The 24,225-nt window shown below is 67.4% G+C and carries 27 protein-coding genes and 1 tRNA gene; 12 read left to right on the top strand and 16 right to left on the bottom strand.

What is annotated here, in order from left to right; genetic code table 11:
* The first annotated feature begins 129 nt into the window (after nt 1–129).
* Entirely contained in the window at nt 130–1,287 is a 1,158-nt protein-coding gene (locus FGL25_RS13440; RefSeq protein ID WP_138141970.1) for an outer membrane beta-barrel protein, read from the top strand.
* A gap of 186 nt (nt 1,288–1,473) precedes the next feature.
* The gene (locus FGL25_RS13435) at nt 1,474–2,790 is read left to right on the top strand and encodes a UDP-glucose dehydrogenase family protein (protein ID WP_003163942.1); all 1,317 of its coding nucleotides are present in this window, start codon (nt 1,474–1,476) and stop codon (nt 2,788–2,790) included.
* A gap of 266 nt (nt 2,791–3,056) precedes the next feature.
* Here FGL25_RS13435 and FGL25_RS13430 read toward each other — a convergent pair whose 3' ends face one another.
* Nucleotides 3,057–3,731 carry an OmpA family protein gene (locus tag FGL25_RS13430; protein WP_128116211.1) on the bottom strand — a complete coding sequence of 225 codons (675 nt, stop codon included), beginning with the start codon at nt 3,729–3,731 and terminating at the stop codon, nt 3,057–3,059.
* Nucleotides 3,732–3,934: 203 nt separating this feature from the next.
* On the opposite strand from FGL25_RS13430, the gene FGL25_RS13425 reads away from it, so the two are divergent.
* On the top strand, nt 3,935–4,354 hold the full coding sequence (locus FGL25_RS13425) for an Hsp20 family protein (RefSeq protein ID WP_138141969.1): 420 nt from the start codon (nt 3,935–3,937) through the stop codon (nt 4,352–4,354).
* A gap of 58 nt (nt 4,355–4,412) precedes the next feature.
* Nucleotides 4,413–4,667 carry a DUF1150 family protein gene (locus FGL25_RS13420; protein ID WP_003163939.1) on the top strand — a complete coding sequence of 85 codons (255 nt, stop codon included), beginning with the start codon at nt 4,413–4,415 and terminating at the stop codon, nt 4,665–4,667.
* 62 nt (nt 4,668–4,729) lie between these two features.
* Here the strand turns inward: FGL25_RS13420 and FGL25_RS13415 are convergent, their stop codons facing one another.
* From FGL25_RS13415 to rplU, 11 genes are all read right to left on the bottom strand, one after another.
* A complete protein-coding gene (locus FGL25_RS13415; protein ID WP_003163938.1) occupies nt 4,730–5,194 on the bottom strand; it encodes a PTS sugar transporter subunit IIA in 465 nt (154 codons plus the stop codon).
* Nucleotides 5,195–5,271: 77 nt separating this feature from the next.
* Nucleotides 5,272–5,922: a ribosome hibernation-promoting factor, HPF/YfiA family gene (hpf, locus tag FGL25_RS13410; RefSeq protein ID WP_040344572.1), complete on the bottom strand. Its 651-nt coding sequence runs from the start codon at nt 5,920–5,922 to the stop codon at nt 5,272–5,274.
* Between the two features lie 72 nt (nt 5,923–5,994).
* Complete coding sequence (gene rpoN / locus FGL25_RS13405; protein ID WP_138141968.1) at nt 5,995–7,518, bottom strand: RNA polymerase factor sigma-54; 1,524 nt, start codon at nt 7,516–7,518, stop codon at nt 5,995–5,997.
* 108 nt (nt 7,519–7,626) lie between these two features.
* On the bottom strand, nt 7,627–8,427 hold the full coding sequence (gene lptB / locus FGL25_RS13400) for an LPS export ABC transporter ATP-binding protein (protein WP_076224610.1): 801 nt from the start codon (nt 8,425–8,427) through the stop codon (nt 7,627–7,629).
* A 6-nt stretch (nt 8,428–8,433) separates the two neighbouring features.
* Complete coding sequence (locus FGL25_RS13395; RefSeq protein WP_138141967.1) at nt 8,434–8,922, bottom strand: LptA/OstA family protein; 489 nt, start codon at nt 8,920–8,922, stop codon at nt 8,434–8,436.
* On the bottom strand, nt 8,919–9,581 hold the full coding sequence (lptC, locus tag FGL25_RS13390; RefSeq protein WP_138141966.1) for an LPS export ABC transporter periplasmic protein LptC: 663 nt from the start codon (nt 9,579–9,581) through the stop codon (nt 8,919–8,921). The genes FGL25_RS13395 and lptC overlap by 4 nt, the downstream gene beginning before the upstream one ends.
* A 20-nt stretch (nt 9,582–9,601) precedes the next feature.
* Nucleotides 9,602–10,216, bottom strand: a complete 615-nt coding sequence (locus tag FGL25_RS13385) for a ribonuclease D (protein ID WP_138141965.1) — start codon at nt 10,214–10,216, stop codon at nt 9,602–9,604.
* A gap of 162 nt (nt 10,217–10,378) precedes the next feature.
* A tRNA-Leu gene (locus FGL25_RS13380) sits at nt 10,379–10,465 on the bottom strand.
* 124 nt (nt 10,466–10,589) lie between these two features.
* Nucleotides 10,590–11,123 (bottom strand): GNAT family N-acetyltransferase, encoded by a 534-nt coding sequence (locus FGL25_RS13375; RefSeq protein WP_138141964.1) that lies wholly within the window; start codon nt 11,121–11,123, stop codon nt 10,590–10,592.
* A gap of 177 nt (nt 11,124–11,300) precedes the next feature.
* Nucleotides 11,301–11,585, bottom strand: coding sequence for a 50S ribosomal protein L27 (gene rpmA / locus FGL25_RS13370; protein ID WP_040344569.1), 285 nt, complete (start codon nt 11,583–11,585; stop codon nt 11,301–11,303).
* Between the two features lie 96 nt (nt 11,586–11,681).
* The gene (rplU, locus tag FGL25_RS13365; RefSeq protein WP_003163928.1) at nt 11,682–12,161 is read right to left on the bottom strand and encodes a 50S ribosomal protein L21; all 480 of its coding nucleotides are present in this window, start codon (nt 12,159–12,161) and stop codon (nt 11,682–11,684) included.
* Between the two features lie 206 nt (nt 12,162–12,367).
* On the opposite strand from rplU, the gene FGL25_RS13360 reads away from it, so the two are divergent.
* The 5 genes from FGL25_RS13360 (at nt 12,368) to FGL25_RS13340 (ending at nt 16,811) form a co-directional block, all read left to right on the top strand.
* Nucleotides 12,368–13,684 (top strand): SAM-dependent methyltransferase, encoded by a 1,317-nt coding sequence (locus tag FGL25_RS13360; protein WP_138141963.1) that lies wholly within the window; start codon nt 12,368–12,370, stop codon nt 13,682–13,684.
* Nucleotides 13,685–13,734: 50 nt separating this feature from the next.
* Nucleotides 13,735–14,394 (top strand): hypothetical protein, encoded by a 660-nt coding sequence (locus FGL25_RS13355; RefSeq protein ID WP_003163926.1) that lies wholly within the window; start codon nt 13,735–13,737, stop codon nt 14,392–14,394.
* Between the two features lie 86 nt (nt 14,395–14,480).
* Entirely contained in the window at nt 14,481–15,452 is a 972-nt protein-coding gene (locus FGL25_RS13350) for a cation diffusion facilitator family transporter (protein WP_138141962.1), read from the top strand.
* A gap of 49 nt (nt 15,453–15,501) precedes the next feature.
* Complete coding sequence (locus FGL25_RS13345; RefSeq protein ID WP_128719474.1) at nt 15,502–16,605, top strand: CobW family GTP-binding protein; 1,104 nt, start codon at nt 15,502–15,504, stop codon at nt 16,603–16,605.
* Nucleotides 16,602–16,811 (top strand): DUF2093 domain-containing protein, encoded by a 210-nt coding sequence (locus FGL25_RS13340; RefSeq protein WP_003163923.1) that lies wholly within the window; start codon nt 16,602–16,604, stop codon nt 16,809–16,811. Before FGL25_RS13345 ends, FGL25_RS13340 begins: the two co-directional genes overlap by 4 nt.
* Nucleotides 16,812–16,829: 18 nt before the next feature.
* Here the strand turns inward: FGL25_RS13340 and FGL25_RS13335 are convergent, their stop codons facing one another.
* Nucleotides 16,830–17,516: an alpha/beta fold hydrolase gene (locus FGL25_RS13335; protein ID WP_138141961.1), complete on the bottom strand. Its 687-nt coding sequence runs from the start codon at nt 17,514–17,516 to the stop codon at nt 16,830–16,832.
* 88 nt (nt 17,517–17,604) lie between these two features.
* On the opposite strand from FGL25_RS13335, the gene FGL25_RS13330 reads away from it, so the two are divergent.
* From FGL25_RS13330 to FGL25_RS13320, 3 genes are all read left to right on the top strand, one after another.
* Complete coding sequence (locus FGL25_RS13330) at nt 17,605–18,570, top strand: WD40 repeat domain-containing protein (protein WP_128719476.1); 966 nt, start codon at nt 17,605–17,607, stop codon at nt 18,568–18,570.
* A 93-nt stretch (nt 18,571–18,663) separates the two neighbouring features.
* Nucleotides 18,664–19,371, top strand: coding sequence for a monofunctional biosynthetic peptidoglycan transglycosylase (gene mtgA / locus FGL25_RS13325; RefSeq protein WP_138141960.1), 708 nt, complete (start codon nt 18,664–18,666; stop codon nt 19,369–19,371).
* Between the two features lie 126 nt (nt 19,372–19,497).
* The gene (locus tag FGL25_RS13320) at nt 19,498–21,450 is read left to right on the top strand and encodes a TadE/TadG family type IV pilus assembly protein (RefSeq protein WP_138141959.1); all 1,953 of its coding nucleotides are present in this window, start codon (nt 19,498–19,500) and stop codon (nt 21,448–21,450) included.
* Nucleotides 21,451–21,525: 75 nt separating this feature from the next.
* Here FGL25_RS13320 and FGL25_RS13315 read toward each other — a convergent pair whose 3' ends face one another.
* From FGL25_RS13315 to phbB, 3 genes are read right to left on the bottom strand one after another with little or no spacing between them, the layout of a single operon-like run.
* Nucleotides 21,526–22,548 (bottom strand): isopenicillin N synthase family dioxygenase, encoded by a 1,023-nt coding sequence (locus FGL25_RS13315; RefSeq protein ID WP_138141958.1) that lies wholly within the window; start codon nt 22,546–22,548, stop codon nt 21,526–21,528.
* A gap of 54 nt (nt 22,549–22,602) precedes the next feature.
* A complete protein-coding gene (locus FGL25_RS13310; protein WP_138141957.1) occupies nt 22,603–23,436 on the bottom strand; it encodes a DUF4908 domain-containing protein in 834 nt (277 codons plus the stop codon).
* 48 nt (nt 23,437–23,484) lie between these two features.
* On the bottom strand, nt 23,485–24,210 hold the full coding sequence (phbB, locus tag FGL25_RS13305) for an acetoacetyl-CoA reductase (RefSeq protein ID WP_003163916.1): 726 nt from the start codon (nt 24,208–24,210) through the stop codon (nt 23,485–23,487).
* Nucleotides 24,211–24,225: the final 15 nt, after the last annotated feature.

Here is a 24,225-nt window from a genome sequence, read left to right as displayed (position 1 = left end):
GCCACTGTTCTCAAATTACCTGTGACTTTGATGTGTTTATGCTCGACCAGAAATGGCAACGCTGGTAGGGACGCGGCAGGTGACTTTCTGGTCGCCCACCCGTCAATAGACCTCGGAGGGCCGCATCCTATGCGTGTCAAGAGTTTGATCCTGGCGTCGAGCGCAGCGGCCGCCCTGGCCCTGTCGGCCGGCGCTGCATCGGCTGAGCCCGATGGCTGGTACGGCGCGATCGACGCCGGCTACCACATCATCGACGACATCAACACGGAAGCGTCGACGACCGGCCACAACTGGAACTGGGAAGTCAACGACGGCTGGGCGGCTTTCGCTCGCCTCGGCTACCGTTTCAACCCGAACTGGCGTGTTGAGCTCGAAGGCGGCTACCGCTCGGGCGACATCGGCAAGGTGCGCGCTGTCTCGGGCCCGAACGGCCTGTGCAACCTGACCCCGGCCACCGGCCCGTGCCATTCGCCGGAAGGCGACATCGAGTCGACGACTCTGATGGCCAACGTCCTGTACGATTTCGGTTCGCCGGACTGGACCATCCGTCCGTTCGTCGGCCTGGGCGTCGGCGTGAACCGCGTCAACGTCGACACCATTGGCCGTCTGCGTCAGAACCCGGGCGTCACCTTCACGGCTGACGACAGCTCGACCAAGTTCGCCGCTCAGGCGATCGCCGGTCTGGCCTGGGCCGTGGGCGACCGCGCCAACATCGACCTGACGTACCGCTACCTGACGGGCGACATGGAGTTCGACACCACGCAGTCGGCCGCTCCGGCCTTCGGCACCCTGTCGGGCGACTACGACCAGTCGCACACCGTGACGCTGGGCCTGCGCTATGCGTTCGGCGCCGAGCCGGCTGCTCCCCCGCCGCCGCCGCCCCCGCCGCCGCCCCCGCCGCCGCCTCCCCCGCCGCCGCCTCCGCCGCCTCCGCCGCCTCCGGCCAAGCCGGCTGCGCGTCAGTTCGTGGTCTACTTCGACTTCGACCGTTCGGACCTGACGGCGGAAGCCCGCTCGGTGGTGACGCAAGCCGCCAACTACGCCAAGTCGGGCGCTCCGACCCGCGTGCTGGTCGTCGGCCACACCGACACCCAGGGCGCTGCGGCCTACAACCAAGGCCTGTCGAACCGCCGTGCGCGCACCGTGGCTGACGCCCTGGTCGCTCAAGGCGTCAACGGCGGCGTGATCTCCCTGGACGGCAAGGGCGAGACCCAGCCGGCCAAGGCCACCGGCGACGGCGTGCGTGAGCCGCTGAACCGCCGCGCCACCGTCGACATCAACTTCTAAGGCTCAAGGGGGCCGGTCGTGATCGGCCCCCGAAACCTTAAGGTTGCAAGACATGAAGGACGGTCGATCCCACTGGGCGGCCGTCCTTTTTCTTTGGCTTTTTCTTGAACCTGCGGCCGGGCGTCGCTGGCGATCCGCCGCGACCGGGGCTATTGCGGCAAGGACGGTTGATAAGAGGAGCAGTCCATGCGCGTCGCCATGATCGGAACGGGCTATGTCGGCCTGGTGTCAGGCGCCTGTTTCGCCGATTTCGGCCACACGGTGACCTGCGTCGACAAGGACGCCTCGAAGATCGAGCGCCTGCACCAGAACATCATGCCCATCTATGAGCCGGGGCTGGATGATCTGGTGGCCAACAACGTCCGCGACGGGCGTCTGGCCTTCGCCGTCGACGGCGCCGAGGCGATCCGCACGGCGGACGCCGTCTTCATCGCCGTGGGCACGCCGTCGCGGCGCGGCGACGGCCATGCCGACCTGTCTTACGTCTATGCGGCGGCCGAGGAGATCGCCGACCTGATGCAGGGCTTCACCGTCGTGGTGACCAAGTCGACCGTCCCCGTCGGCACCGGCGACGAGATCGAGCGCATCATCCGCGAGCGCCGTCCCGACGCCGAGTTCGCGGTCGTCTCCAACCCTGAGTTCCTGCGCGAGGGCGCCGCCATCGGCGATTTCAAGCGCCCCGACCGCGTCGTGGTCGGCACGACGGACGAGCGCGCCCGTGCGGTCATGGCCGAGCTTTATCGCCCGCTGAACCTGAACGAGACGCCGATCATGTTCACCGGGCGTCGCACGTCCGAACTGATCAAATATGCGGCCAACGCCTTCCTGGCCATGAAGATCACCTTCATCAACGAGGTCGCCGACCTGTGCGAGGCGGTCGGCGCCGACGTGCAGCAGGTCGCGCGCGGCATCGGCCTGGACAACCGCATCGGCTCGAAATTCCTGCACGCCGGGCCGGGCTACGGCGGATCGTGCTTCCCCAAGGACACCTTGGCCCTGGTCCGCACGGCGACCGACGCCGGATCGCCGCTGAAGCTGATCGAGACCACGGTCGCCATCAACGACGCGCGCAAGAAGGCCATGGCCGACCGCGTCGCCGAGGCGCTGGGCGGCGATCTGAAGGGCAAGACGGTCGCCCTGCTGGGCCTGACCTTCAAGCCGAACACCGACGACATGCGCGACGCGCCCTCGCTGGACGTGGCCCCGGCGCTGATCGAGCGCGGCGCCGTTGTCCAGGCCTTCGATCCCGAAGGCATGGAGGAGGCGGCCAAGCTGCTGGACGGCGTGGTGTTCAAGGACGGCCCCTATGACGCCCTGGCGGGCGCTGACGCCGCCGTCATCATGACGGAGTGGAACCAGTTCCGCGCCCTGGATCTGGACCGGATCAAGCTGCTGCTGAAGCAGCCGGTCATGGTCGACCTGCGCAACGTCTATCGTCCGGAAGATATGCGGGCGCGTGGTTTCCGCTACTTCTCCATCGGCCGCCCGCTGGACGCGGCCTGACTAGAGCAGCAGCAGGCGACCGGCCGTGATGACCACGGCGGCGACCACGACGGCCGACGCCGCCGCGATCCCGACCAGTTTCATCGCCCGGCCCAGGCCGTCGTCTTCCATCCGAATCTCCTGCCTGGACAGGAAGCCGACAGTCGGCCTCGCAAGGCAAGAGGGCAGGGCGTGAAGCTGTGCCGTTTTCGGCTTGAACCGTGGAACACGAGAAAGGGGGCGGCGCATAACGCGCCGCCCCCTTCTTCACATCCAGTTGTCGCCGATCAGCCCGTGAAGGGGCGGATCAGGATTTCGACGCGGCGGTTCTGGGCCTTGCCTTCCGGGGTGGCGTTGGAGCCGATCGGCGCGCGGGCGCTCATGCCGGCGACATAGATGCGCTCGCGCATCACGCCGCGGTTGATCAGGTGCGAGGCGACCGAGGCGGCGCGGCGCTCCGACAGCGGCTGGTTGATGGCGTCGCCGCCCGAGGAGTCGGTGTGGCCGACCACGTCGACCATCGAGCGGTCGTACTGGTTGAGCACGCGGGCCACGTCGTCCAGCACCGGCAGGAAGCGCGGGTCCAGGTCCGACTGGTTGGTGGCGAAGGTCACGTCCGACGGCATCCGCAGGACCAGGTTGTCGCCCTGACGCGCCACGCCGACGCCGGTGCCCGACAGTTCGGCTTCCAGGGCCCGCTGCTGGCCGTCCATGTACTGGCCGACCCCGGCGCCGGCCAGGGCGCCGATGCCTGCGCCGATCAGGGCGTTCTTGCGGCCCTGCTCGCCGCTGGAGGTGTTGGTCAGATAGCCCAGCAGCGCGCCGCCCAGGGCGCCCGCGACGGCGCCGGTGCCGGTGTTGTTGCGGCGCGGCGTGGAGCTGTAGGGGTCGGTCGTGGTGCAGGCGGCGGCGCCCAGCAGGGCGGCGATGCTCAGACCGGCGACGGCGATCTTGGCGCGCATGGGAAATCCTTTCGATGGCGACTTCTGGTCGCGTGAACGCTTGCCCCACAGTTAAGGTTTCAATGTGTATGGACCATGAACGCGGACCGGCGTCGCCTGCCGTTGACCTCCGCAGCCTGTCCCCCCATCTGTAACAGCGGCCGGGCGCTTCGCCGATCACGGGGGGCGCCGGACGGCCGAGGTCGCTTCATTGCGAGGGCCCCATGACTGCACGCACCCTGCTGTTCGACAGCCCCTTCCTGTTGGGCTTCGACCATACGCGCGCCCTGATCGATCGGGCGGCCAAGGCGGCGGCCGAGTCCTATCCGCCCTACAACGTCGAGCAACTCGGCGAGGCGGCGGTGCGCATCACCCTGGCGGTGGCGGGCTTCACCCCCGAAGAGCTGTCGGTCACGGTGGAAGGGCGTCAGCTGACCATCACCGGCAAGCGCGACGACGCCGGGCGCGACCCGCAGGCCTTCCTGCACCGGGGCATCGCAGCGCGGGGTTTCGTCCGCAGCTTCGTCCTGGCCGACGGGCTGGAGATCGCGGGCGCCCGCCTGGAGCACGGCCTGCTGCACGTCGAACTGGTCCGTCCGGAACAGGAACGCAGCGTGCGGCGCATCCCCATCACGACGGGCTGAACGGCCGTCGAACCGCCTGGCTTTCCAGGCGTTTAGTCAAGCGTAAGGAGGCGGTCTTATGACGCCCAACATGAATACGAAGGACTTCGCCGATTTTGGCGCCCCGGACCTGGTCTATGTCCGTGCGATCCGCGCCTCCGACGTTCTGGAGGACGTCAGGGTCGAGACGGCGGCCGACATCGAAATCGATCCGGATCAGATCCTCTATGCGGTGCACGGCGCCGACGGCGAGCGTCTGGCCGTCATGCTGGACCGCGAGACCGCCTTCGCGGCCGCCGTGGCGCACGACCTCGAGCCGATGTCGGTCCACTAGCGTCCTGCATTTTTGAAAACTGCGCTGTCCGTGAGAACGGGCGGAGATGCGAGGAAGACCGCTCAGGCGGCGGTCTTCGACACATCCTTGACGAACAGGGCGCGGATGGCGTCCACGGTCCGCGCCTGGCGCAGTTGCTCGCGCAGTTCCGGCGAGCGCAGGGCGCGCGACACCGCCGCCAGCGCCCGCAGATGCTCGGCCCCGGCGTCCAGGGGCGCGAACAGGGCGAACAGCAGATCCACCGGACGATCGTCCAGCGATTCATAGGCGACCGGCGTGTCCAGGCGCACGAAGACGGCGCAGACCCGATCCAGCCCCTTGATGCGCGCGTGCGGCACAGCGACGCCCGAGCCCAGACCCGTCGAGCCTAGGGCCTCGCGCTCCTGGAGAGCCTCGAACGCCTTGTCGGCGTCCAGGTCGAAAGCGGCGCCGAAAGCTTCGGCTACGGCGTGCAAGGCCTGACGTTTGGATGACGCCCCGCCCCGCAGGACGATCCCGTCCGACGACAGCAAATCAGCGATGTCCATGCTTACCCCGAAAATCGAACCCGACATTGGCGGAAGGGCGGGTGCTCTTTAGCGCCTTCGCCCTTCCTGAGGAAGCCTCAGCCGACAGCTTGCGCCGCCGCGCCCTTGGTCGTGCGTTGCGGATCGATCCAGCCGACGTTGCCGTCGGGCCGGCGATAGACCACGGCCAGCCCGCCGTGGGCGGCGTTGCGGAACATCACCAGCGGATAGCCGGTCATGTCCAGTTCGGCCACGGCGCGCCCCACGGTCAGGGTGCGGATTTCGGCCTCGGTCTCGGCGATGACCATGCCCACGGGGGGCGGTTCGCCCGGCAGGCCCGCTTCGCCGAACTCCTCGTCCTCGACGGTGTCGGGGTCGCGGAAGATGGTCAGGGCGGCGACTTCGCGCGCGGCGTTCTCAGTCTTCTCGGGCGACAGGCCCTTGGGTCCGATGTGGTGGTCCTTGAGGCGGCGCTTGTAGCGACGCACGCGCTTCTCGAGCTTGGACAGGCTGTCGGCGAAGGCCGCCTGGGCGTCGCCGCCGAAACCGGTCGTCACCAGCGACTGGCCCGAAGCCAGACGCACCCAGCAATCGACCCGGAAGCCGTGTCGATCCTTGGACACCACGACCTCGGCGTCCTGGGCGCCGCGGGCGAAATACTTGCCGATGCCCTCTTCGAGTTCCTGGGAGATGCGCGAGCTTAGCGCTTCGCCGACATCCACTTGCTTGCCGCTGACTTGGATCTTCATGTCCCTAGAACGCGACTGACTGGCTTTGGTGTCAATGCCGATCACCGATTTGTGGTGACGCTTGAGAAGGGGTCAGCCGGCCTTCATCAGGCGGCGGCGCTGGATCGACGAGGGAATGCGCAGGGCCTCGCGATATTTCGCCACAGTGCGCCGCGCGATGTCGATTCCCGCCTCGTTCAGAATCTCCACGATGCGGTCGTCGCTCAGCACGTCGCCGTCGCCGGATTCGCCGTCGATCATGGTCTTGATTCGCTGGCGCACGGCCTCGGCCGAGTGGGCCGCGCCGCCGTCGCTGGACTGGATGGCGGCGGTGAAGAAGAACTTCAGCTCGAACACCCCGCGCGGGGTGGCCACGTATTTGTTCGAGGTGACGCGGCTGACTGTCGATTCGTGCATCTCGATAGCCTCGGCCACCGTCTTCAGCGTCAGGGGCCGCAGGAACTCGACGCCGAAGGCCAGGAAGGCGTCCTGCTGGCGCACGATCTCGGACGCCACCTTCATGATGGTGCGGGCGCGCTGATCCAGCGACTTGACCAGCCAGCTGGCCTGGGCCGCGCAGTCGGCGACGAAGGTCTTCTCCATGTCCGAACGCGCGCCGGCCGCCACCACGGCGTGATAGCGCTTGTCGACCAGCAGGCGGGGCAGGGTGTCGGTGTTCAGTTCGATCCGCCAGCCGCCGGCCGGGTCGGGGCGCACATGGACGTCGGGCACGACCGTCTGGGCCGGTTCGCCGCCGAAACCGGCGCCGGGACGCGGCGTCAGGGCCTTCAGCTCGGCGATCATCTCGACCAGATCCTCGGCGTCGACGCCGCAGACTTTGCGCAGGGCCGCCAGGTCGCGCCGCGCCAGCAGGTCCAGATGGTCCAGCAGGGCGCCCATGGCCGGGTCGAAGCGGTTGCGCTCGACCAGTTGCAGCTTCAGGCACTCGGGGATGGAGCGGGCCATGACGCCGGTCGGCTCGAAGCCGTGGCAGACGGCCAGGACGGCCTCGATGCGGGCTTCGTCCACGCCCAGCCGTTCTGCGATCTCGCCCAGGTCGGCGCGCAGATAGCCGCCTTCGTCCGTGGCGTCGATCAGGGTCAGGGCGATGGCGTGGTCGGCGGGGCTGAAGCCGGCGGCCGAGGCCTGGGCCTGCAGATGCTCCCACAGGGTCTCGTCGCGCTGGTCGGGGCGTTCGCGCTCCTCGCCGTCGGCCAGGCCGCCGCCCGAGCCGGCGCGAGACCAGTCGGCCAGGCCGGGCTGGTCGGTGGCCGGATCATCCTGGCGGTCGCTGACGCGCTCGCCGGGGGCGGCGTCGCCGTACAGATCGTCGGCGCCGGCGTCCAGGCTCTGAGCGTGGGCGTCCGAGCCTTCGACGAAGCGCATCTCGCCGTCGTCGCCGCCGTCGCCCGCAGACGCGTCATTGGCGGCCTCGGGCGCGCTCTCGGAGCCGGGCTCGCCCTCATCCCGCTGCAGCAGGGGATTGCGCTCCAGCTCGCCCTCGACGAAGGCCTCCAGCTCAAGGTTCGACAGTTGCAGCAGCTTGATCGCCTGCTGCAGCTGGGGCGTGATGACCAGCCCCTGCCCCTGCCTGACCTCCAGCCTCTGACCGATCACGTCGTTTCCACCCCGCACGCAGGCGCTGTTGGCCCGCTTCTTGCTGGGATCATGGATCGGAAGCCGTTAACGCGAGGCGAACAGCCGCCGCGTGAGGCCTTCTGGGCGTCAGGCGTACATTTCGCCCAGGTAGACGCGGCGCACCTCGGCGTCGGCGACGGCCTCGTCGGCCGTGCCTTCAAACAGGACGGATCCGGACGAGATGATCGAGACGCGATCGATGATGTCCAGCGTCTCGCGCACATTGTGGTCGGTGATCAGCACGCCGATGCCCTGGCTGGACAGATAGCGGATCACCTGGCGGATGTCGGCGATGGCCAGGGGGTCGATGCCCGCGAACGGCTCGTCCAGCAGCATGAAGCTGGGGCGCGCGGCCAGGGCGCGGGCGATCTCGACGCGGCGCCGCTCGCCGCCCGACAGGCCGGTGGCCGGGGCGTGCCGCAGATGGTCGATGCGCAGCTCTTCCAGCAGGCGGGTGGTTTCGTCCCGCACGCCGGCGGCGGTCTTCTCGCGCAGTTCGACCACGGCCTTGACGTTCTGCTCGACCGTCATGCCGCGGAAGATGGAGGCTTCCTGCGCCAGATAGCCCAGGCCCATGCGCGCGCGCTGGTACATGGGCTGCTGGGTGATGTCCTCATTATCCAGCCAGATCGAGCCGCTGTCGGCGGGGATCAGGCCGGTGATCATGTAGAAGCAGGTCGTCTTGCCCGCCCCGTTGGGGCCCAGCAGGCCGCAGACCTCGCCGCGCTGGACGTTCAGGGAGACGTCGCGCACGACCTGGCGCTGGCCGAAGCTGCGGGCGATGTGCTCGACGCGAAGGCCGGTCGGACGCGCATCGTCGGCCGAGGTCGCCGCCGTCTCGGCGGCGGGCGCGTCCCGGTTCAGGGCTGAGAGTTCCTTGCGCGCCACGCGGGGTCAGTTCCCTTGCGGATAGAAGACGCCCTGGACGCGGCCGTTGGCGCCGCCGCCCTCGATGCGCGCCATCTCGGTGCGGACGTTGTAGACGAGGCGGTTGCCGGTCAGCACGCTCTTGCCCTGGGTCAGGATGACGTCGCCGGTCACGACGACGTTGCCGTCGTTCAGCGTGTAGACGGCGCGGTCGCCCTTCATGCTCTGGTCCGGGGTGACGAAGTAGACGCCGCCGTTGGCCTCGATGCGGTTCAGCTCGCCGTTGGCCGTGAAGCCGCGGATGGCGTCGGCGCGCAGACGGTTGCCGCCCTGCGTCACCTCGGCTCGTCCGCGCAGGGAAAAGCCGTCGGGCGTATATTCGCCGCTGTCGGCGCCGTACTGGACCGGCTGGCGGCTGGCGTCGGCGCGGTTTTGGGCGCCCGAAACGGCGGGCAGGGCCAGGGCGGTCATCAGGACGGCGCCCGCGATCGTCAGCTTGGACTTGGACATGTTCATCGGTCGGCTCCGGCGGGATTGATCGTCCCGCTTACCTTGGTTTCGCCCTGGCCGTTGAAAACGACCCGCTGGCCTTGATCATAAATCGCATAAGACGAAGCATTGATGCTTCCAAGGGGGCCGCGACCCTGCACCCCCTTGTCGCCGGTCACCACCCCGGTCTCGGTGTCGACCACGGCCTCGGGCGTGACCAGGGTCCAGCCCGTGCCGCCGTCGGAAATCTTCACGTTCGGGCCGATGACGACCTTGCGCTGGGTTTCCAGATAGGTGCCGCCGTCGGCGGTCAGCTCGGTCGTCTTGCGCGCGCCGAGGTTGAGCCGCAGCAGCGGGCCGACCAGGCGGAAATGGCCGGTCGCCGGATCGCGCACCGCGCCCTGGGCGCCGATGACGAAGGAGCGGCCCTGCGCGTCCTGGCCGTGGAACATGGGGTTGTCCAGGCGGATCTCGCGGCTCTCGCTGGCCTTGCGCTCCACTCCCGACATGACGGTGCGGAACACGGTCCAGGTCAGGGCGCCGCCCGCCAGCATCAGGATGACGATGGGCAGGACGCGGCGATACAGCTTCACCCGGCGCGAGCGCGTGCGCCAGCGTTTGCCGGCGAGGGCGACGCGCGCCTCGTCGGCGCGCTTCTGCTCGTCCTGGGCGGGCTGTTCGCTCATCGGCGTCTCGGGTCCGATTCTCAGGCGTGTGCGAAGATGTCGATCTCGTCCCAACCGGCCAGGTCGAGGCGCGAACGCACGGGCAGGAAGTCGAAGCAGGCCTGGGCCAGCTCCATGCGGCCTTCACGCACCAGCATCTCGTTCAGCCGGTTCATGATGGCGTGCAGATACAAAACGTCCGAGGCGGCGTAGTCGAGTTGCGCCTGGCTCAGTTCCGCCGCGCCCCAGTCCGAGCTCTGCTGCGCCTTGGACATGTCGACCCCGGCCAGCTCCTTGGCCACGTCCTTCAGGCCGTGGCGGTCGGTGTAGGTGCGCGCCAGCTTCGACGCGATCTTGGTGCAGTAGACCGGGCGCGTCTCGACGCCCAGGTGCAGGTCGAACATGCCGATGTCGAAGCGGCCGAAGTGGAAGATCTTCAGCACCTTCGGATCGGTCAGCAGCCGCTTCAGATTGGGGCAGTCGTAGGCCGGACGGTTCAGGCGTACGACGTGGGCGTTCCCGTCGCCCGACGACAACTGCACCACGCACAGCGGATCGCGACGGAAGCGCAGGCCCATCGTCTCGGAATCGATCGCCACCTGCAGCCCCAGGTCGAGGCCGTCGGGCAGGTCGCCTTCGTGGAAATAAACCGTCATGCGCAGAAACTCGTTCGTCGTTCAGGCCGTAACATAGACGAACCGCGCGCTATCGCTAGGACGCAGGCTCGAGCTTTGCTGTCGCGGCCGTCGGGAATGGGAAGCAAGGGCCGAAATGACAAACGGCGCCGCATCCGATCGGATACAGCGCCGCTTGAGAAATGGTGCCCAGGAGAGGACTCGAACCTCCACGGCCGTTAAGCCACTGGCACCTGAAGCCAGCGCGTCTACCAATTCCGCCACCTGGGCCCGGTGGGTCGCCCCGCCGAGGGCCGGACTAATAGGGGGGAGCCTCGGGGCGGTCAACAGGCTTTTTTCCGATTCCTGAAAAAACTGCACCGTTGACCAAAAGCTCCGAGAAATCCGCGCTCTATCAGGCCAGCCAGACCATCATCCGCGTATCGGCGCTTTCGCCCCGCGCGCGGCTGAAGGCCGGGCGGGTCTCGCCGGTGTACAGGAAACCCGCCTTCTCCAGCACCCGGCCAGAGGCGGGGTTGTCGGCGAAGTGGCCGGCCATCAGGGCGCGGCGCTTCCACCGCGTCGAGGCCCAGACCAGGGCGCCTTCCAGCGCCTCGGTCGCATAGCCGCGGCCCCAGAACTCGCGCCCGATCCAATAGCCGGCCTCGGGCACGGCGTCGGTGTTCTGGAACATGCCGATGACGCCCACGGGACCGTGGTCCTCGTGCTCGATCAGGAAGGTGTTGGCCCGCTTCGGATCCTGGGACGCCACCTGCAGGACGAAGTCCTCGGCGTCGTCGACGCGAAAGGGGTGGGGCATGCGCTGGGTCATGCGGGCGATGTCGTGGTCATTGGCCAGGACCGCGATCCGCGTCACGTCCTGGGCGCCGGGCGCGCGCAGCAGCAGACGCCGCGTCTCGACGACGGGGGAGGTTTCGATCACGCACATGGTTCGGCCTCGATGTCTTCGGCGCCGCCTCCTTGGAGGGCTCGGGCGGCTTGCGAGGCGGGGAAACGCAAACGGGGAGCCTGGTGATCCAGACTCCCCGCGGAAAATTTTCCCTTGGTCCGGATCGGCTGCTGTCGAGAGCAACGCGATCCGGGGAAATACTGTCCTGGCTTCGCGTTACTCGGCGGCCATCGCCTGGGCGTCGTCGTTGGCCGGGAGAATCGACACGTAACAACGGCCGCCACGTTTGGTGGTGAACTGCACCGCGCCGGTCGCCGTGGCGAACAGGGTGTGGTCGCGGCCCAGGCCCACGTTGGCGCCCGGGTGGAACTTGGTGCCGCGCTGACGCACGAGGATGTTGCCGGCCAGCACGCGCTCGCCGCCGAACTTCTTCACGCCAAGGCGCTTCGACTCTGAGTCGCGACCGTTACGCGACGAACCGCCAGATTTCTTGTGAGCCATCTTGCTGCTCCTCTTCCTTGGTGCGCTACCGCCCGTTCGGGCTGCTTGAGCGCGCCATCTGTCCTGCTAGGCGCTGATCCAGCGCCGGTGAAAATCTTAGGCTTCGGCGCCTTCGGCCTTGGCGGCCTTCTTGGCGGGAGCCTTCTTGGCCTTCGGAGCCTCGGCTTCGACAGCCTCGACGCGCGGGGCCAGGCCACGAGCGCGGGCGTTGATTTCCGCCTTGGTGATCAGCTCGACCTTGCCGTCCCACTTGGCCTTTTCGCCGGCGCCTTCGATGCCGGTGATGCGCAGGACCGATTCCATCTGGCGATGGCCGTTCGTGCGGCGATAGCCCTGACGACGGATCTTCTTGAAGATCTTGATCTTCTCGCCCTTGCGGGTCTCGATCAGCGTGGCTGCGACAGCGGCGCCGTCGATCAGCGGAGCGCCGACCGTAACACCCTTGTCGCCGCCCAGCATGAGGACTTCACCGAAATTGACGGCAGCGCCAGCGTCGCCGTCGATCTTCTCGACAACAATCACATCGCCCGGTTGGACCCGGTACTGCTTTCCGCCGGTCTTGATCACCGCGTACATTAGGAAGCCTCAGCGTGAACGCAAAAATGGATGCGCCCGCCAGGAGACCCTGCGGGCGAAGAGCGGCGACATATACGGATGGTCACGGAAGAGTCAACGTTCACGGCGCGAAAACCCCGATCCTGTCGTGAATCCTCGAGTTTTCGTTGTCCGGCCGTTGGCATTCGTGCGATTGCCGGGCCCCTGTTCAGGGAAGGGGAACGCCAATGAACATGAATACGGATCGACAGGTCGTCGCGGCCCGTCGCATCGTCCGCCATGTCGCCGACCATCTTAAGGCCGACCTGTCGGTACGTCTGTGGAACGGGGAGGTGTTGCCTCTAGGTGCGGGCGCGCGCGACGACATTCAGATCGTGATCGCACGGCCAGGCGCCGTGCGCAGACTGATGTTGAAGCCGTCGCTGATGACCTTATTCGAACTGTTCGCCACAGGTGACCTGAAGGTCGAAGGGGGCAGCCCGCTGGAGGCGGCCGATCGTTGGGACCATGGACGGGCGGTGCACCTGAAGCGGTCCATGGATCGCGGCCTGATTCTGCGTGAGGCGCTGCCCTTCTTGCTCGGCGGGGGCGGAGATGGCGCTGTGCGACTTCCGGCCTGGGATGCGACGGGCGACGACGGCGTCGGCCGGGATCGCAACGGACGGCGCGACCAGGATTTCATCCAGTTCCATTATGATGTCGGCAATGATTTCTACGCTCTCTTCCTTGATCCGGAGATGGTTTACTCCAGCGCCTATTTCACCGGCCATGACGCAACGCTTGAGGACGCCCAGCAGGAAAAGCTGGATCGTATCTGCCGCAAGCTGAGGCTCAAGCCGGGTCAACGGATGCTGGATGTCGGCTGCGGCTGGGGCGGCCTGGCCTGCTGGGCGGCAGGCAAATATGGCGTCCACGTGCACGGCGTCACCCTCAGCCAAGCGCAACTGGATCATGCGCGAGCCAAGGTCGAACGCCTGGGACTGTCGGACAAGGTGACGCTGGAGCTCAAGGATTATCGCGAGGTTGACGGCGTCGGCGCCTATGACGCCATCGCCCAGGTCGAGATGTTCGAGCACGCCGGCTTCGCCAATCACGAAAAGCACTTCAGGCAGATGCATCGCCTGCTGAAGCCGGGTGGTCTCTATTTCCACCAGGCGTCCGTGCGGCGCGGCGGCAAGGGCGAATTGAAGCCCACGCCGACCACCCGTGTCATCACCCGCTTCATCTTCCCCGGCGGCGAGTTGGACACCATCGGCATGACGGTCGGGAATCTCGGCCGCCTGGGGTTCGAGACCCTGGACGTCGAAGACATGCGCGAGCATTTCGAGCTGACGCTGCGTGAATGGACGCGACGCCTTTATGATCGTCGTGCAGACGCCTATCGACTGGCGGGCGAGGCGCGCACGCGGCTATGGCTGATCTACTTCGCCTTGTTCGCCAAGGGGTTCGAGCGAGGGTCGGTTCTGGTCTATCAGACAGTGGCTCAGCGTCGCCGCCCGGGGCCGTCTGGCTTGTCGCTGGATAGGGCTGATCTTTATCGATAAGGCAAGAGGCGGCTCGACCGTTACATAATAACAGCCTATAGGCGTCCCCAATGACGCCGCCCGACCTGCAGCAACCGGTTCTGATTTCGCTTCTGGGCGGCGGCTTCGTCGCGGCCTTTCTGCATGCGGCCCTGCCGACCCACTGGCTGCCTTTCGTCCTGGTCGGCCGCGCCCAGCGCTGGAGCGTGGCGCGGGTCATGACGGCCGTGGTCACGGCGGGGCTGGCGCATATTCTGTCGACGGCCGTGGTCGGTTCGCTGATCGTGGCGGCGGGGCTGGCGCTGAACCGTTGGGTCGAGGGGCTGCTGCCGCACCTGTCGGCGGCCCTGCTGTTCCTGTTCGGCGCCTTCTACCTGGCCAGGGCCTCGCTGAAGCGTCCCGTCACGGCGGGCGGGCCGGCGACGGAACTGGCTGAACCCGCCGTGTCCGACAAGGCGGCCTTCTGGGGCCTGGTGCTGATGATGGCGGTGACGCCGGGCGAGGTGCTGCTGCCGATCTATCTGTCCTCGGCGACCGAGGGGGTGGGGGCCCTGGCCCTGCTGACCCTGACCTTCGCGGCGGGGACGGTGCTGGGCATGACCCTGCTGGCGGCCCTGGCCACGGCGGGCTACTCCATCCTGCGGCTGGAGCGATGGGCGCGCTATGAAGGGGCCATCCTGGGCGGGGCGCTGATCCTGATCGGCTTCCTGGTGCTGACGCACCAACACTGAGTTTCGATAGGTTATATATTTACATTCAAAGACTTATCTTCTGCGGGACTTGACCTTTTCGCGCGGGAAGACCTAGCTGAGCGGACATGGCGCACGATCACGCACACGGCCATGACGGCCACGACCACTCCCACGACCACGGTCATTCGCATGGCCATGGCCACTCGCACGGCTTCGGCGGGCATCATCATCATGGCCCGACCGACACGGGCGACTGGCGCTACGCCGTCGGCCTGATCGTCAACCTAGCCTTCGTCGCCGCCGAGTTCACGGCCGGCTTCATCGCCGATTCCACCGCCCTGATGGCGGATGCGGGCCACAATCTGTCGGACGTGCTGGGCCTGGCCATGGCGGGCGGGGCGGCCTGGCTGGCGCGGCGCGCGGCGGGGCCGAAGCGCACCTACGGTTATGGCAAGGCGACGGTCCTGGCGGCCCTGGGCAACGCCCTTCTGCTGATCTTCGCCTGTGGCGCCATCGCCTTCGAGGCGGTGCGCCGCCTGGCCGAGCCCGCGCCGGTGGCTTCGGGCGTCATCATCGCCGTAGCGGGGATCGGCTTCGTCATCAACCTGGGCACCGCCCTGCTGTTCATGAAGGACCAGCACAAGGACCTGAACGTGCGCGGGGCCTATCTGCACATGATGGCCGACGCCGCCGTGTCGCTGGGCGTGGTCGTCGCGGGCGTCGTTATCCTGTTCACCGGCTGGTCGCTGATCGACGGGATCGTCAGCCTGATCATCGTCGCCGTCATCATGATCGGCACCTGGGGCCTGCTGAAGGATTCGGTGAACCTGGCCCTGGACGCCGCGCCCAACGGTCTGGACGTGGGCGAGATCCGCGCCGCCTTCCTGGCCCTGCCGGGGGTGACGGCGGTGCACGACCTGCACGTCTGGGGTCTGTCGACGACCGATGCGGCCCTGACCGCCCACATCGTCCATGAACGCCCCGACGGCGACGCCCTGCTGGCCGAGGCGCAAGGCCTGGCGCGCGGCCGATTCGACATCAGCCACACGACCCTTCAGCTGGAAACGGCGGTCCTGCCGGATTGTCCGACCTGCTGAGCGGTTTCGCCTCTTCCCAAGGCGGCCATCAGCCGCCATCTAGCGAGCCATGACCCAGAAGACTCCCGTGACCGTCCTCACCGGCTACCTCGGCGCCGGCAAGACCACCCTGCTGAACCGCATCCTCACCGAGGACCACGGCAAGCGCTACGCCGTCATCGTCAATGAGTTCGGCGAGATCGGCATCGACAACGACCTGGTGGTCGGCGCCGACGAGGACGTGTTCGAGATGAACAACGGCTGCGTCTGCTGCACGGTGCGCGGCGACCTGATCCGCGTGGTCAACGGCCTGATGAAGCGCCAGCGCCCGGGCAAGCCCGCCTTCGACGCCATCATCGTCGAGACCACGGGTCTGGCCGACCCCGGCCCGGTGGCCCAGACCTTCTTCGTCGACGACGAGGTCAAGGCCAAGACCCAGCTGGACAGCGTCACCGCCCTGGTCGACGCCAAGCACGTCATGGCGCGTCTGGACGACTCCAAGGAAGCCCGCGAGCAGGTGGCCTTCGCCGATCGCATCATCCTGAACAAGATCGACCTGGTGGACGAGGCCGCTCTGGCCGCCGTCGAGGCCCGCCTGCGGGCGCTGAACCCCCTGGCCCCCATCGTCCGCGCCGAGCGCTCCAACGTGCCGCTGGATCAGGTGCTGGGCCTGCACGCCTTCGACCTGGACCGCATCCTCGAGGTCAAGCCGGACTTCGTGAACCCGCCCCACGGCGCCGAGGGCCACGTCCACGACGAGCACTGCGGCCACGGGCATGACCATGCCGAGGATCACGTTCACGACGAACACTGCGGCCATGAGCATCACGATCACGACCACGATCATGCACACGGCCCGCGCGGCCACGCCCATGAGGACGACATCAAGGGGATTTCCCTGACGCTGGACCGTCCGCTGAACGGCGCCAAATTCACCGCCTGGCTGGACAAGCTGCTGGGCGAGCAGGGTCAGAACATCCTGCGCGCCAAGGGCATCATCGACGTTCAGGGCGAGGACCGCCGCCTGGTCTTCCAGGCCGTGCACATGATCCTCGAAGGCGACCTTCAGAAGCCGTGGGGCGACAAGGAGCGCCGCTGGAGCCGCGCTGTCTTCATCGGCCGCGACCTGGACGAAGCCGCCCTGAAGGCCGGGTTCGAGGCCTGCGCCGCATGAACCCGCCGCCCCGCCCGCGCACCGAAGCCAAGCTGATCTACGGCACGCCCGAGTTCGAGATCGTGCAGCACGGCGACCACGTCCGCTGCGCCGTCTCGGGCGCGCCGATCCCGCTGGAGGCGCTCAACTATTGGAGCGTCGAGCTTCAGGAGGCCTACGCCTCGGGCGAACTGATGACCCAACGCTGGGTCGAGACGCACAAATAGGTTGCTGACCCTCTCCTATCAGGAGAGGGTTTTCAGCCACGATGTCATCACTCGCGCCAGCGCCTTCGGCTGTTCCAGCGGGATCATGTGGCCGCTGTGCTCCACCGTCTTCAGCGTCGAGCCGGAAATCCCGCGGTGGAGCTCCTCCGCCTCCTCGCGCATCCGCAGGCGATCGGCGCCCGCCGCCACGATCAGCGTCGGCTGAACGATCTCTCCCAGCCGGTCCAGATCGCCCGCACGCGCCATCGCCGACTGGCGGTGAAACACCTCGCCGCCCAGCCTCAGCCCCATGTCCCGCACCTGCGCGATCATCGTCTCGTCGTCCGCCAGATCAGGATGCAGGGACGAGACGATGGCCGGACGGCTCAACCCCTTGAAGGCCCTCGGCGGCGCCTTCAACGACGAGCGCCGCTGGCGGATCAGCTCCTCGGTATCCCCGCGCGCCGAGGTGGCGATCAGGATCAGGGCCTCCACCCGCTCCGGCGCGATCCGCGCCAGCTCCCGCGCCACATAGCTGCCCATGGAAAAGCCCACGGCGACGAACCGCTCCGGCGCATCGCTCAGGACGGCCGCCGCCATGCGCTCGATATCCTCGCCCCGGCTGAGGTCGGTGGCGACCAGCGGCCCGAACGGGGCCAGATCGTCGGTCATGGCGTCCCACAGGGTCGCATCGGCCATGAAGCCGGGAATGAGCAGCAGGGTCATGGCTCCCTCATAGACCCGCCACGCGACAGACGCGACGGGGGAGGTTATGAGGCGCATCCGACTTCTCCTTCGCCCTGCGTGAGCCGACATGACGACCTTCTCTTTCGACGCCCAGGTCACCGCCGCCCTGTTCGACAAGACGGGCGCGATCTTCGCCCTGGGCGACGGCTCGGTGCGGTTCGAGAGCGGCGCCCGCAGCGAGGTCCATGACGGCGCCGTGCTATGCGCCTGCGTCCACCCCTCGGGCGAGGGGATCGTCACCGGCGGCGACGACGGCAAACTGGTCTGGAGCCGCGAGGGCGAGGCCGTCCTGCTGGCCCAGACCAAGGGCCAATGGATCGACGCCGTGGCCGCCTCGGCCGAGTCCGGGCTGATCGCCTTCTCCTCGGGCCGCGCGCTGAGCGTGCTGGACGTCAAAGACCCGCACTTCCGCCGCGACTTCCAGCACGAGCGCACCGTCTCGGGCGTGGCCTTCGACCCCAAGGGTCGCCGCATCGCCGCCTCGACCTATGGCGGCGCCTGGCTGTGGTACGCCCGCATCGAGCAGCAGCAGCCGACGAAGCTGGCCTGGGCCGGGTCGCATCTGGCGGTCGGCTTCTCGACCGACGGCGCCTATGTCGTCACCTCCATGCAGGACAACCAGCTGCATGGCTGGCGCCTGAAGGATCAGAAGAACATGCGGATGGGGGGCTATCCGTCCAAGATCAAGAGCTTCGCCTTCATGGCCAAGGGGCAGCTTCTGGCCACCTCGGGCGCGCAGGGCGTGGTGCTGTGGCCCTTCGTCGGCTCCAACGGGCCGATGGGCCGCGAGGCGACCGAGATCGGCTATGACGAGACGACCCTGATCGCCCAGGTCGCCGCCGCCCCCGCCCACGGTCGTCTGGCGGCCGGGCTGGAGGACGGGCGCGTCTGGTGGGCCGACCCGGCCGGGCGCGGCCTGCAGTTCGTCAAGCAGGACAAGGGCGCGCCCATCACCGCCCTGGCCATGAGTTCCGGCGCCGCTCGCATCGCCTGGGCCGACGAGGACGGGCAGGCGGGCGTGGTGTCGCTGTAGTTCTCGAACCCTCCCCCTCGATGGGGGAAGGGAGACGAAGCGGATGTTAAGCGTCGCCGTGATTTCTCAACCGTCCTGCGCCACAATGGTCTCATGACCCGCACGAAACACCGGAAGCGCCGCCCGCTTCTGACCCTGCTTGTGATCCTGGCCCTGTTCCCGCTGGCCGGGGTGGCGGTGCATCGCTTCCTGCCGCCGCTGGCGACGATCCTGATGGTCAAGCAGGCGGCGGCCGGGCACGGCATGGACTATCGCTGGCGCTCGCTGGACCGCATCTCGCCGCGTCTGGTCGAGGCGGTGATCGCCGCCGAGGACGCCCGCTTCTGCCAGCACCACGGTTTCGACGTCGAGGCGATCCAGAAGGCGCTGGAGGCCAATGAACGCGCCGAACAACGCGGCTCGGGCAAGGTCCGCGGCGGCTCCACCATCAGCCAGCAGACCGCCAAGAACGTCTTCCTGTGGCCGGGCCGCGACTGGGTCCGCAAGGGTCTGGAGGCGGGCTACACCGGCCTGATCGAGATCGGCTGGGGCAAGCGGCGGATCATGGAGATGTATCTGAACGTCGCCGAATGGGCGCCGGGCGTCTATGGCGCCGAGGCCGCCTCGCGCCACTGGTTCGACAAGAGCGCGGACAAGCTGACGGCGCGCGAGGCCGCTCGCCTGGCCGCCATTCTGCCCAGCCCGCGCCGCTACAACGCGGGATCGCCCGGTCCCTATGTCCGTCGACGCGCCGCCCGCATTCAGGCGGCCATGGGCACGGTGCGCGAACAGGGGCTGGACGCCTGCGTCGACCGCCGCTGAAGCCGGCCGTTTCGCAACCTGTCGTTAACCGTGAGCGTGGGGCCAAGCCTTAACGGAACCGTGTCAGCCTGGGATCGACTGCGGACCCGTGCGTCCGCGCCGAGGCAGCCGGGGTTTGGCAAGACGATGGACCGACTGAAACGCGCCCGCGCGGCCGCCGGGCTGAAGAGCCTGGCCTCGCGCTTCCTGCGCCAGACCCAGGGCAATGTGGCGATGATGTTCGCCATGGCCCTGCCGGTGCTGCTGATGATCACCCTGGGCGCCATCGACATCCACCAGGCCTCCAAGGTGAAGGCCCAACTTCAGGACGCGCTGGACGCCGCCGCCCTGGCCGCCGCCCGCTCGACCTTCACCGACGACGTCAACATCAACAAGGTCGGCCTGGCGGCGCTCAAGGCCAATATGCCGAGCTATTTCGGCGAGGCCTCGAGCGACACGGCCAACTTCGTCCTGCTCAACAACCGCGTCACCGGCGAGGCGACGGTGAACGTCAAGGTCCTGGTCGCCAACGTCGTCCTGCCGCCCTACGGCAAGCTGCTGGATGACTTCTTGCCGGTCAGCAGCCGCTCCGAAGTCCTGCGCGCCTCGCGCAACGTCGAGGTGGCGATGGCGCTGGACATTACCGGATCGATGGACAACTGCAGCCGCAACTGTCCACCGACCTCCAAGCTTGAAGATTTGCAGGCTGCGGCCAAGGAATTGGTCGACATCGTGGTGCAGGATCAGCAGACGCCTTTTTATTCAAAGGTCGCTCTGATTCCCTATGCTGCAGGCGTCAACGTCGGTTCTTCAGCGATTAGTGCGCGCGGTCCGTTGGACACGACCACCCACAACATTTCGGGGGCCACATGGTTGACGGGCTCTGTGAAGACGATCTCGAGCATTTCCGGGGGCTCGCCCTTGACCGTCAACGCCAGCAGCCACGGCTTTTCTAACGGTGATCGCGTTGTGCTTTGGAACGTCGCTAGGATAACGGGTCTGAATGGCGTGCCCTATGAGGTCGTGCGCGTTTCCAGCAGCCAGTTCCGACTGCGTTCACTGGACAGGTGGGGCAATGCGTCCAGCTATGTCAGTTCCTCCAGCAGTATGTCGAACACGGCTTATGTCGCCAAATGCGCGCGTTCGGATTGCGGTCTGGTGTTGACGGCGTCTGGTCACGGCCTTGCGGCAGATGATTATGTGCGCCTGACGAACATGGGCGGGCTCGCGCAGTTGAACGACGGTGGTTATCGCGTCGCCAGCGTCAGCGGTTCCCAGGTTGTTCTGGACACGACACGCAGCCTGGGCTTGGCTGGCGCGTCCAAGGGCGGCGTGACCTATAGCAGCGGCGGCAAGCTCATGAACGGTCGCGACGGCAGCGAATGGCGGGTTTTCCCTACGGCGGATGGGTACGTCAACGTCCACGCTTCCAGCACCTGTGTCAGCGAACGGGTCGGTGTGGAGCGGTATACGGATGCTCGTCCGTCGACAGCCTATGTGGGGCGCAGTTACCTATCGTCTTCGAACTCTTGTCCTTCGGCGGAATTGTCCGCCCTTTCCACCAGCGCCAGTTCGCTCAAGAGCAAGATTGATCAGATGAGCGCCGGCGGTTCGACGGCGGGCCAGATCGGCATCGCCTGGGCTTGGTATGCGCTCTCGCCTGACTTCGCTTCCCTGTTCAGTGGTGAAGGCCAGCCAGGCGCTTACGCTCCCAGCGATACACTGAAGGTCGCCATTCTGATGACTGACGGCGAGTTCAACACGCCCTTCAGGGATGGGGTCATCGCTCTTGACGCCGGAACCGGCAGCGGCGGGTTGGACAGTCATATTGACCTGAACTCGTCCAACGGAGACCCCTTCGCCCAGTCCGTCGCCCTATGCCAGGCCATGCAGGCCAAGGGAGTGGTCGTCTATACTGTCGGCTTTGACCTGGGCAGCGCCACGGGACGTGAGGGCGTCGTGGATACCGCCTTGGACGTGATGCGCGAGTGCGCGACCAATGAACAGACGCACTTTTTCCAGGCGGATGACGGCACCGACCTGAAGGAAGCTTTCCGCGCCATCGGCCGCGACATCACCCGCCTGCGCATCGCCCGCTGACGAAGACGCGGGGCAAGCAAAAGGGCCGGCGGATCGCTCCGTCGGCCCTTCGTGCTTTTCAGCCGCACCGCCCGGTCAGATCAGGCGGATCTCCTTCAGGCGCTGGGTCAGGAAGTCCTCGGCCAGGATGGTCTCGCCCGCATAGCGGTCCGGGTTCTCCGCCGTGATCGTCGACGGCAGGGTCTCGATCGGGAAGTCCGGGTTGAAGTGCAGGAAGAAGGGCGTCGAATAGCGGGCGAAGCCGCGACGCTCGGGCGCCGGATTGACCACGCGGTGCGTCGTCGACGGCAGGACGTGGTTGACCAGCCGCTGCAGCATGTCGCCGATGTTGACCACCAGGGCGCCCGGCGGCGGGGCGATGTCCAGCCACTCGCCGTCGGAGTCCTTCAGCTGCAGCCCGGCCTCTTCGGCGCCCAGCAGCAGGGTGATGACGTTGATGTCCTCATGGGCGCCCGCGCGCACGCCCTCGGCGTCGGCCGGGATCGGCGGATAGTGCAGCAGGCGCAGCACGCTGTTGCCCAGTTGGACCTTGTCCTCGAAATAGTCGTCGTCCAGCTTCAGATAGCGGGCGATGGCCTTGAGGATGCGGCGGCCCAGTTCATCCAGGCCGTCGAACAGGCCGTAGACGTGCTCGCGGAAGCCCGCCACCTCGGTCGGCCAGACGTTGTCGCGCATGTATTGGCGATAGGGATGGCCTTCCGGCAGCTCGCGGCCCGTGTGCCAGAACTCCTTCAGGTCCACGGCCTTGGCGCCCTTGGCCGCCTCGACGCCGAAGGGGGTCAGGCCGCGCGCGCCGCCCGTGCCGGCCTGGTGATACTGGCGCTTCACGTCTTCAGGCAGGGCGAAGAAGGCCTTGGCGTCGGCCACGGCGGCGTCGATCAGACCCTGGTCCAGACCGTGGTCGGCGATGACGGCGAAGCCGTAACGGGCGAAGGAGGCGCCCAAGGCGTCGGCGAAGGCCTGGAAGTCGGCGTCGTAGCCCTTCATCGACACCGGAACGATGGCGCGGGTCTTGGCCTTGTCCTCGGCGGAAACGGCGGTGAGGGAAGAGGTCACTGTGAAATCAGCCTCTCTGATAGTGAATATGGCGGCCCTCATACGCCCAATGGGCGCGAAAGGGCAGATGGCGCGGGTCGGACCTTTGGTCCACCGTCAGTCCTGCGGGATGACGGCCCGGATGACGCGCGCGGACGAAGGGCGGCCGGCGATGCCGCGCCGGGGATCGACCACGACGCGCAGGTCTCCGCTGGAATAGGTCACGCTCGCGCGCGGGCCTTCGACTACGGTGATGCTGCGCAGCCGGTCCAGGAAGGGGCGGGCGCTGGGCGAACGGGCGATGCGGACCACGGCGTCGGTGGTGACGATCAGGGCCTCGATGCACAGGGCCTCGGATTCCTCGCCGAAGACGTTGATGCGGACCAGGCGGCCCATGGCCTCTGACACCAGGCTGCTGCGCCGGGTCATCAGGTTGAACATCTGCACCGGGCCGAGCGAGGGCGGCTCCAGGCTGACGGGCGGCCCGGCCAGGCTGACCGGCGAGCCGCCGGGCGTGCGCGTCGTATAGACGGTGATGCCGCCGCCGGTGGTGACGCGCAGCACCTGATCGCCCGCATCGTTGCGATAGATGGTGTCGCCGCGCGGCGCCGAGGACGGGCGCAGGGCCCAGGTCTCGGTCGAGCGCTCGAACCGCAGCAGGGTCAGCGACCCCGCCCGGTCCAGGATGAAGGTCTGGCCCGCTTCCGAGACATAGCGCCCCGGCGGCGGAGTGGTGCGGATCACCGACTGGTCGCGGATAACGCGGCTCTGTTCGGACTGGACGTTCGAGCGGGTCTGGGCCTCGGCCTCGACCGCGCCCGCCAGACAGGCGAACGCCAGCGCCAGCCCTGTGGCCTGAAGCAGGCGCACGCCCGCGCCCGTCGCTGCACTGGGCGTCGCGACGGCGAAGAAAGGCGGTTTCTCCGCCACGACTTCGACCGCAGTCCTCATGTTTTCAGAGGTGATACGCGCGAACGGCGGATTTTGGGCGAACGCGGCTTATCCAACCAGGTACTGCCCGCCGTTGAGCGAGAGCGTGCAGCCTGTGACATATCCGGCACGCTCGCCCGACAGCCACGACACCATGTCGGCGATCTCCTCGCCCTTGCCCAGGCGGCCGACGGGGATCTGGGCCACGATGGCGTCCAGCACCTTCTGGTCCATGGCGCCGACCATTTCGGTGTCGATATAGCCCGGCGCGATGCAGTTGACGGTCACGCCCTTGCGCGCGTTCTCCAGCGCCAGCGCCTTGGTGAAGCCGATCATCCCGGCCTTGGCGGCCGAATAGTTGGTCTGGCCGATCTGGCCCTTCTGGCCGTTGATCGAGGAGATGTTGACGATGCGGCCGAAGCCCCGGTCGCGCATGCCGTTGATGACCTGGCGCGTCATGTTGAACACGCTGTCCATGTTGACGCGGATCACGTCGGACCACTGGTCCGCGCTCATCTTGTGGAAGAAGCCGTCGCGCGTGATGCCGGCGTTGTTCACCAGGACGTCGATGGGGCCCAGCTGCGCCTCGACCTCCCTGACCGCCCGCTCGCAATCCTCGAACGAGCCGACGTTGCCCTTCACCACCATGACGCCCAGTTCGCGGGCGGTGGCCTCTGCGGCCTCGGTGTTGCCGGAATAACCGGCTGCGACCTGCAGCCCGTCTTCTTTCAGTCGTTGAACGATCGCCTTGCCGATGCCCCGGGTGCCCCCGGTGACGAATGCGGTACGCGTCATGACGTCTCCCTGTCC

The sequence above is a fragment of the Brevundimonas vancanneytii genome (assembly GCF_901421975.1).
Classification (GTDB): Bacteria; Pseudomonadota; Alphaproteobacteria; order Caulobacterales; family Caulobacteraceae; genus Brevundimonas; species Brevundimonas diminuta.
The sequence above is the reverse complement of the archived record's forward strand: the minus strand, read 5'-3'. Positions and strand labels throughout refer to the sequence as shown.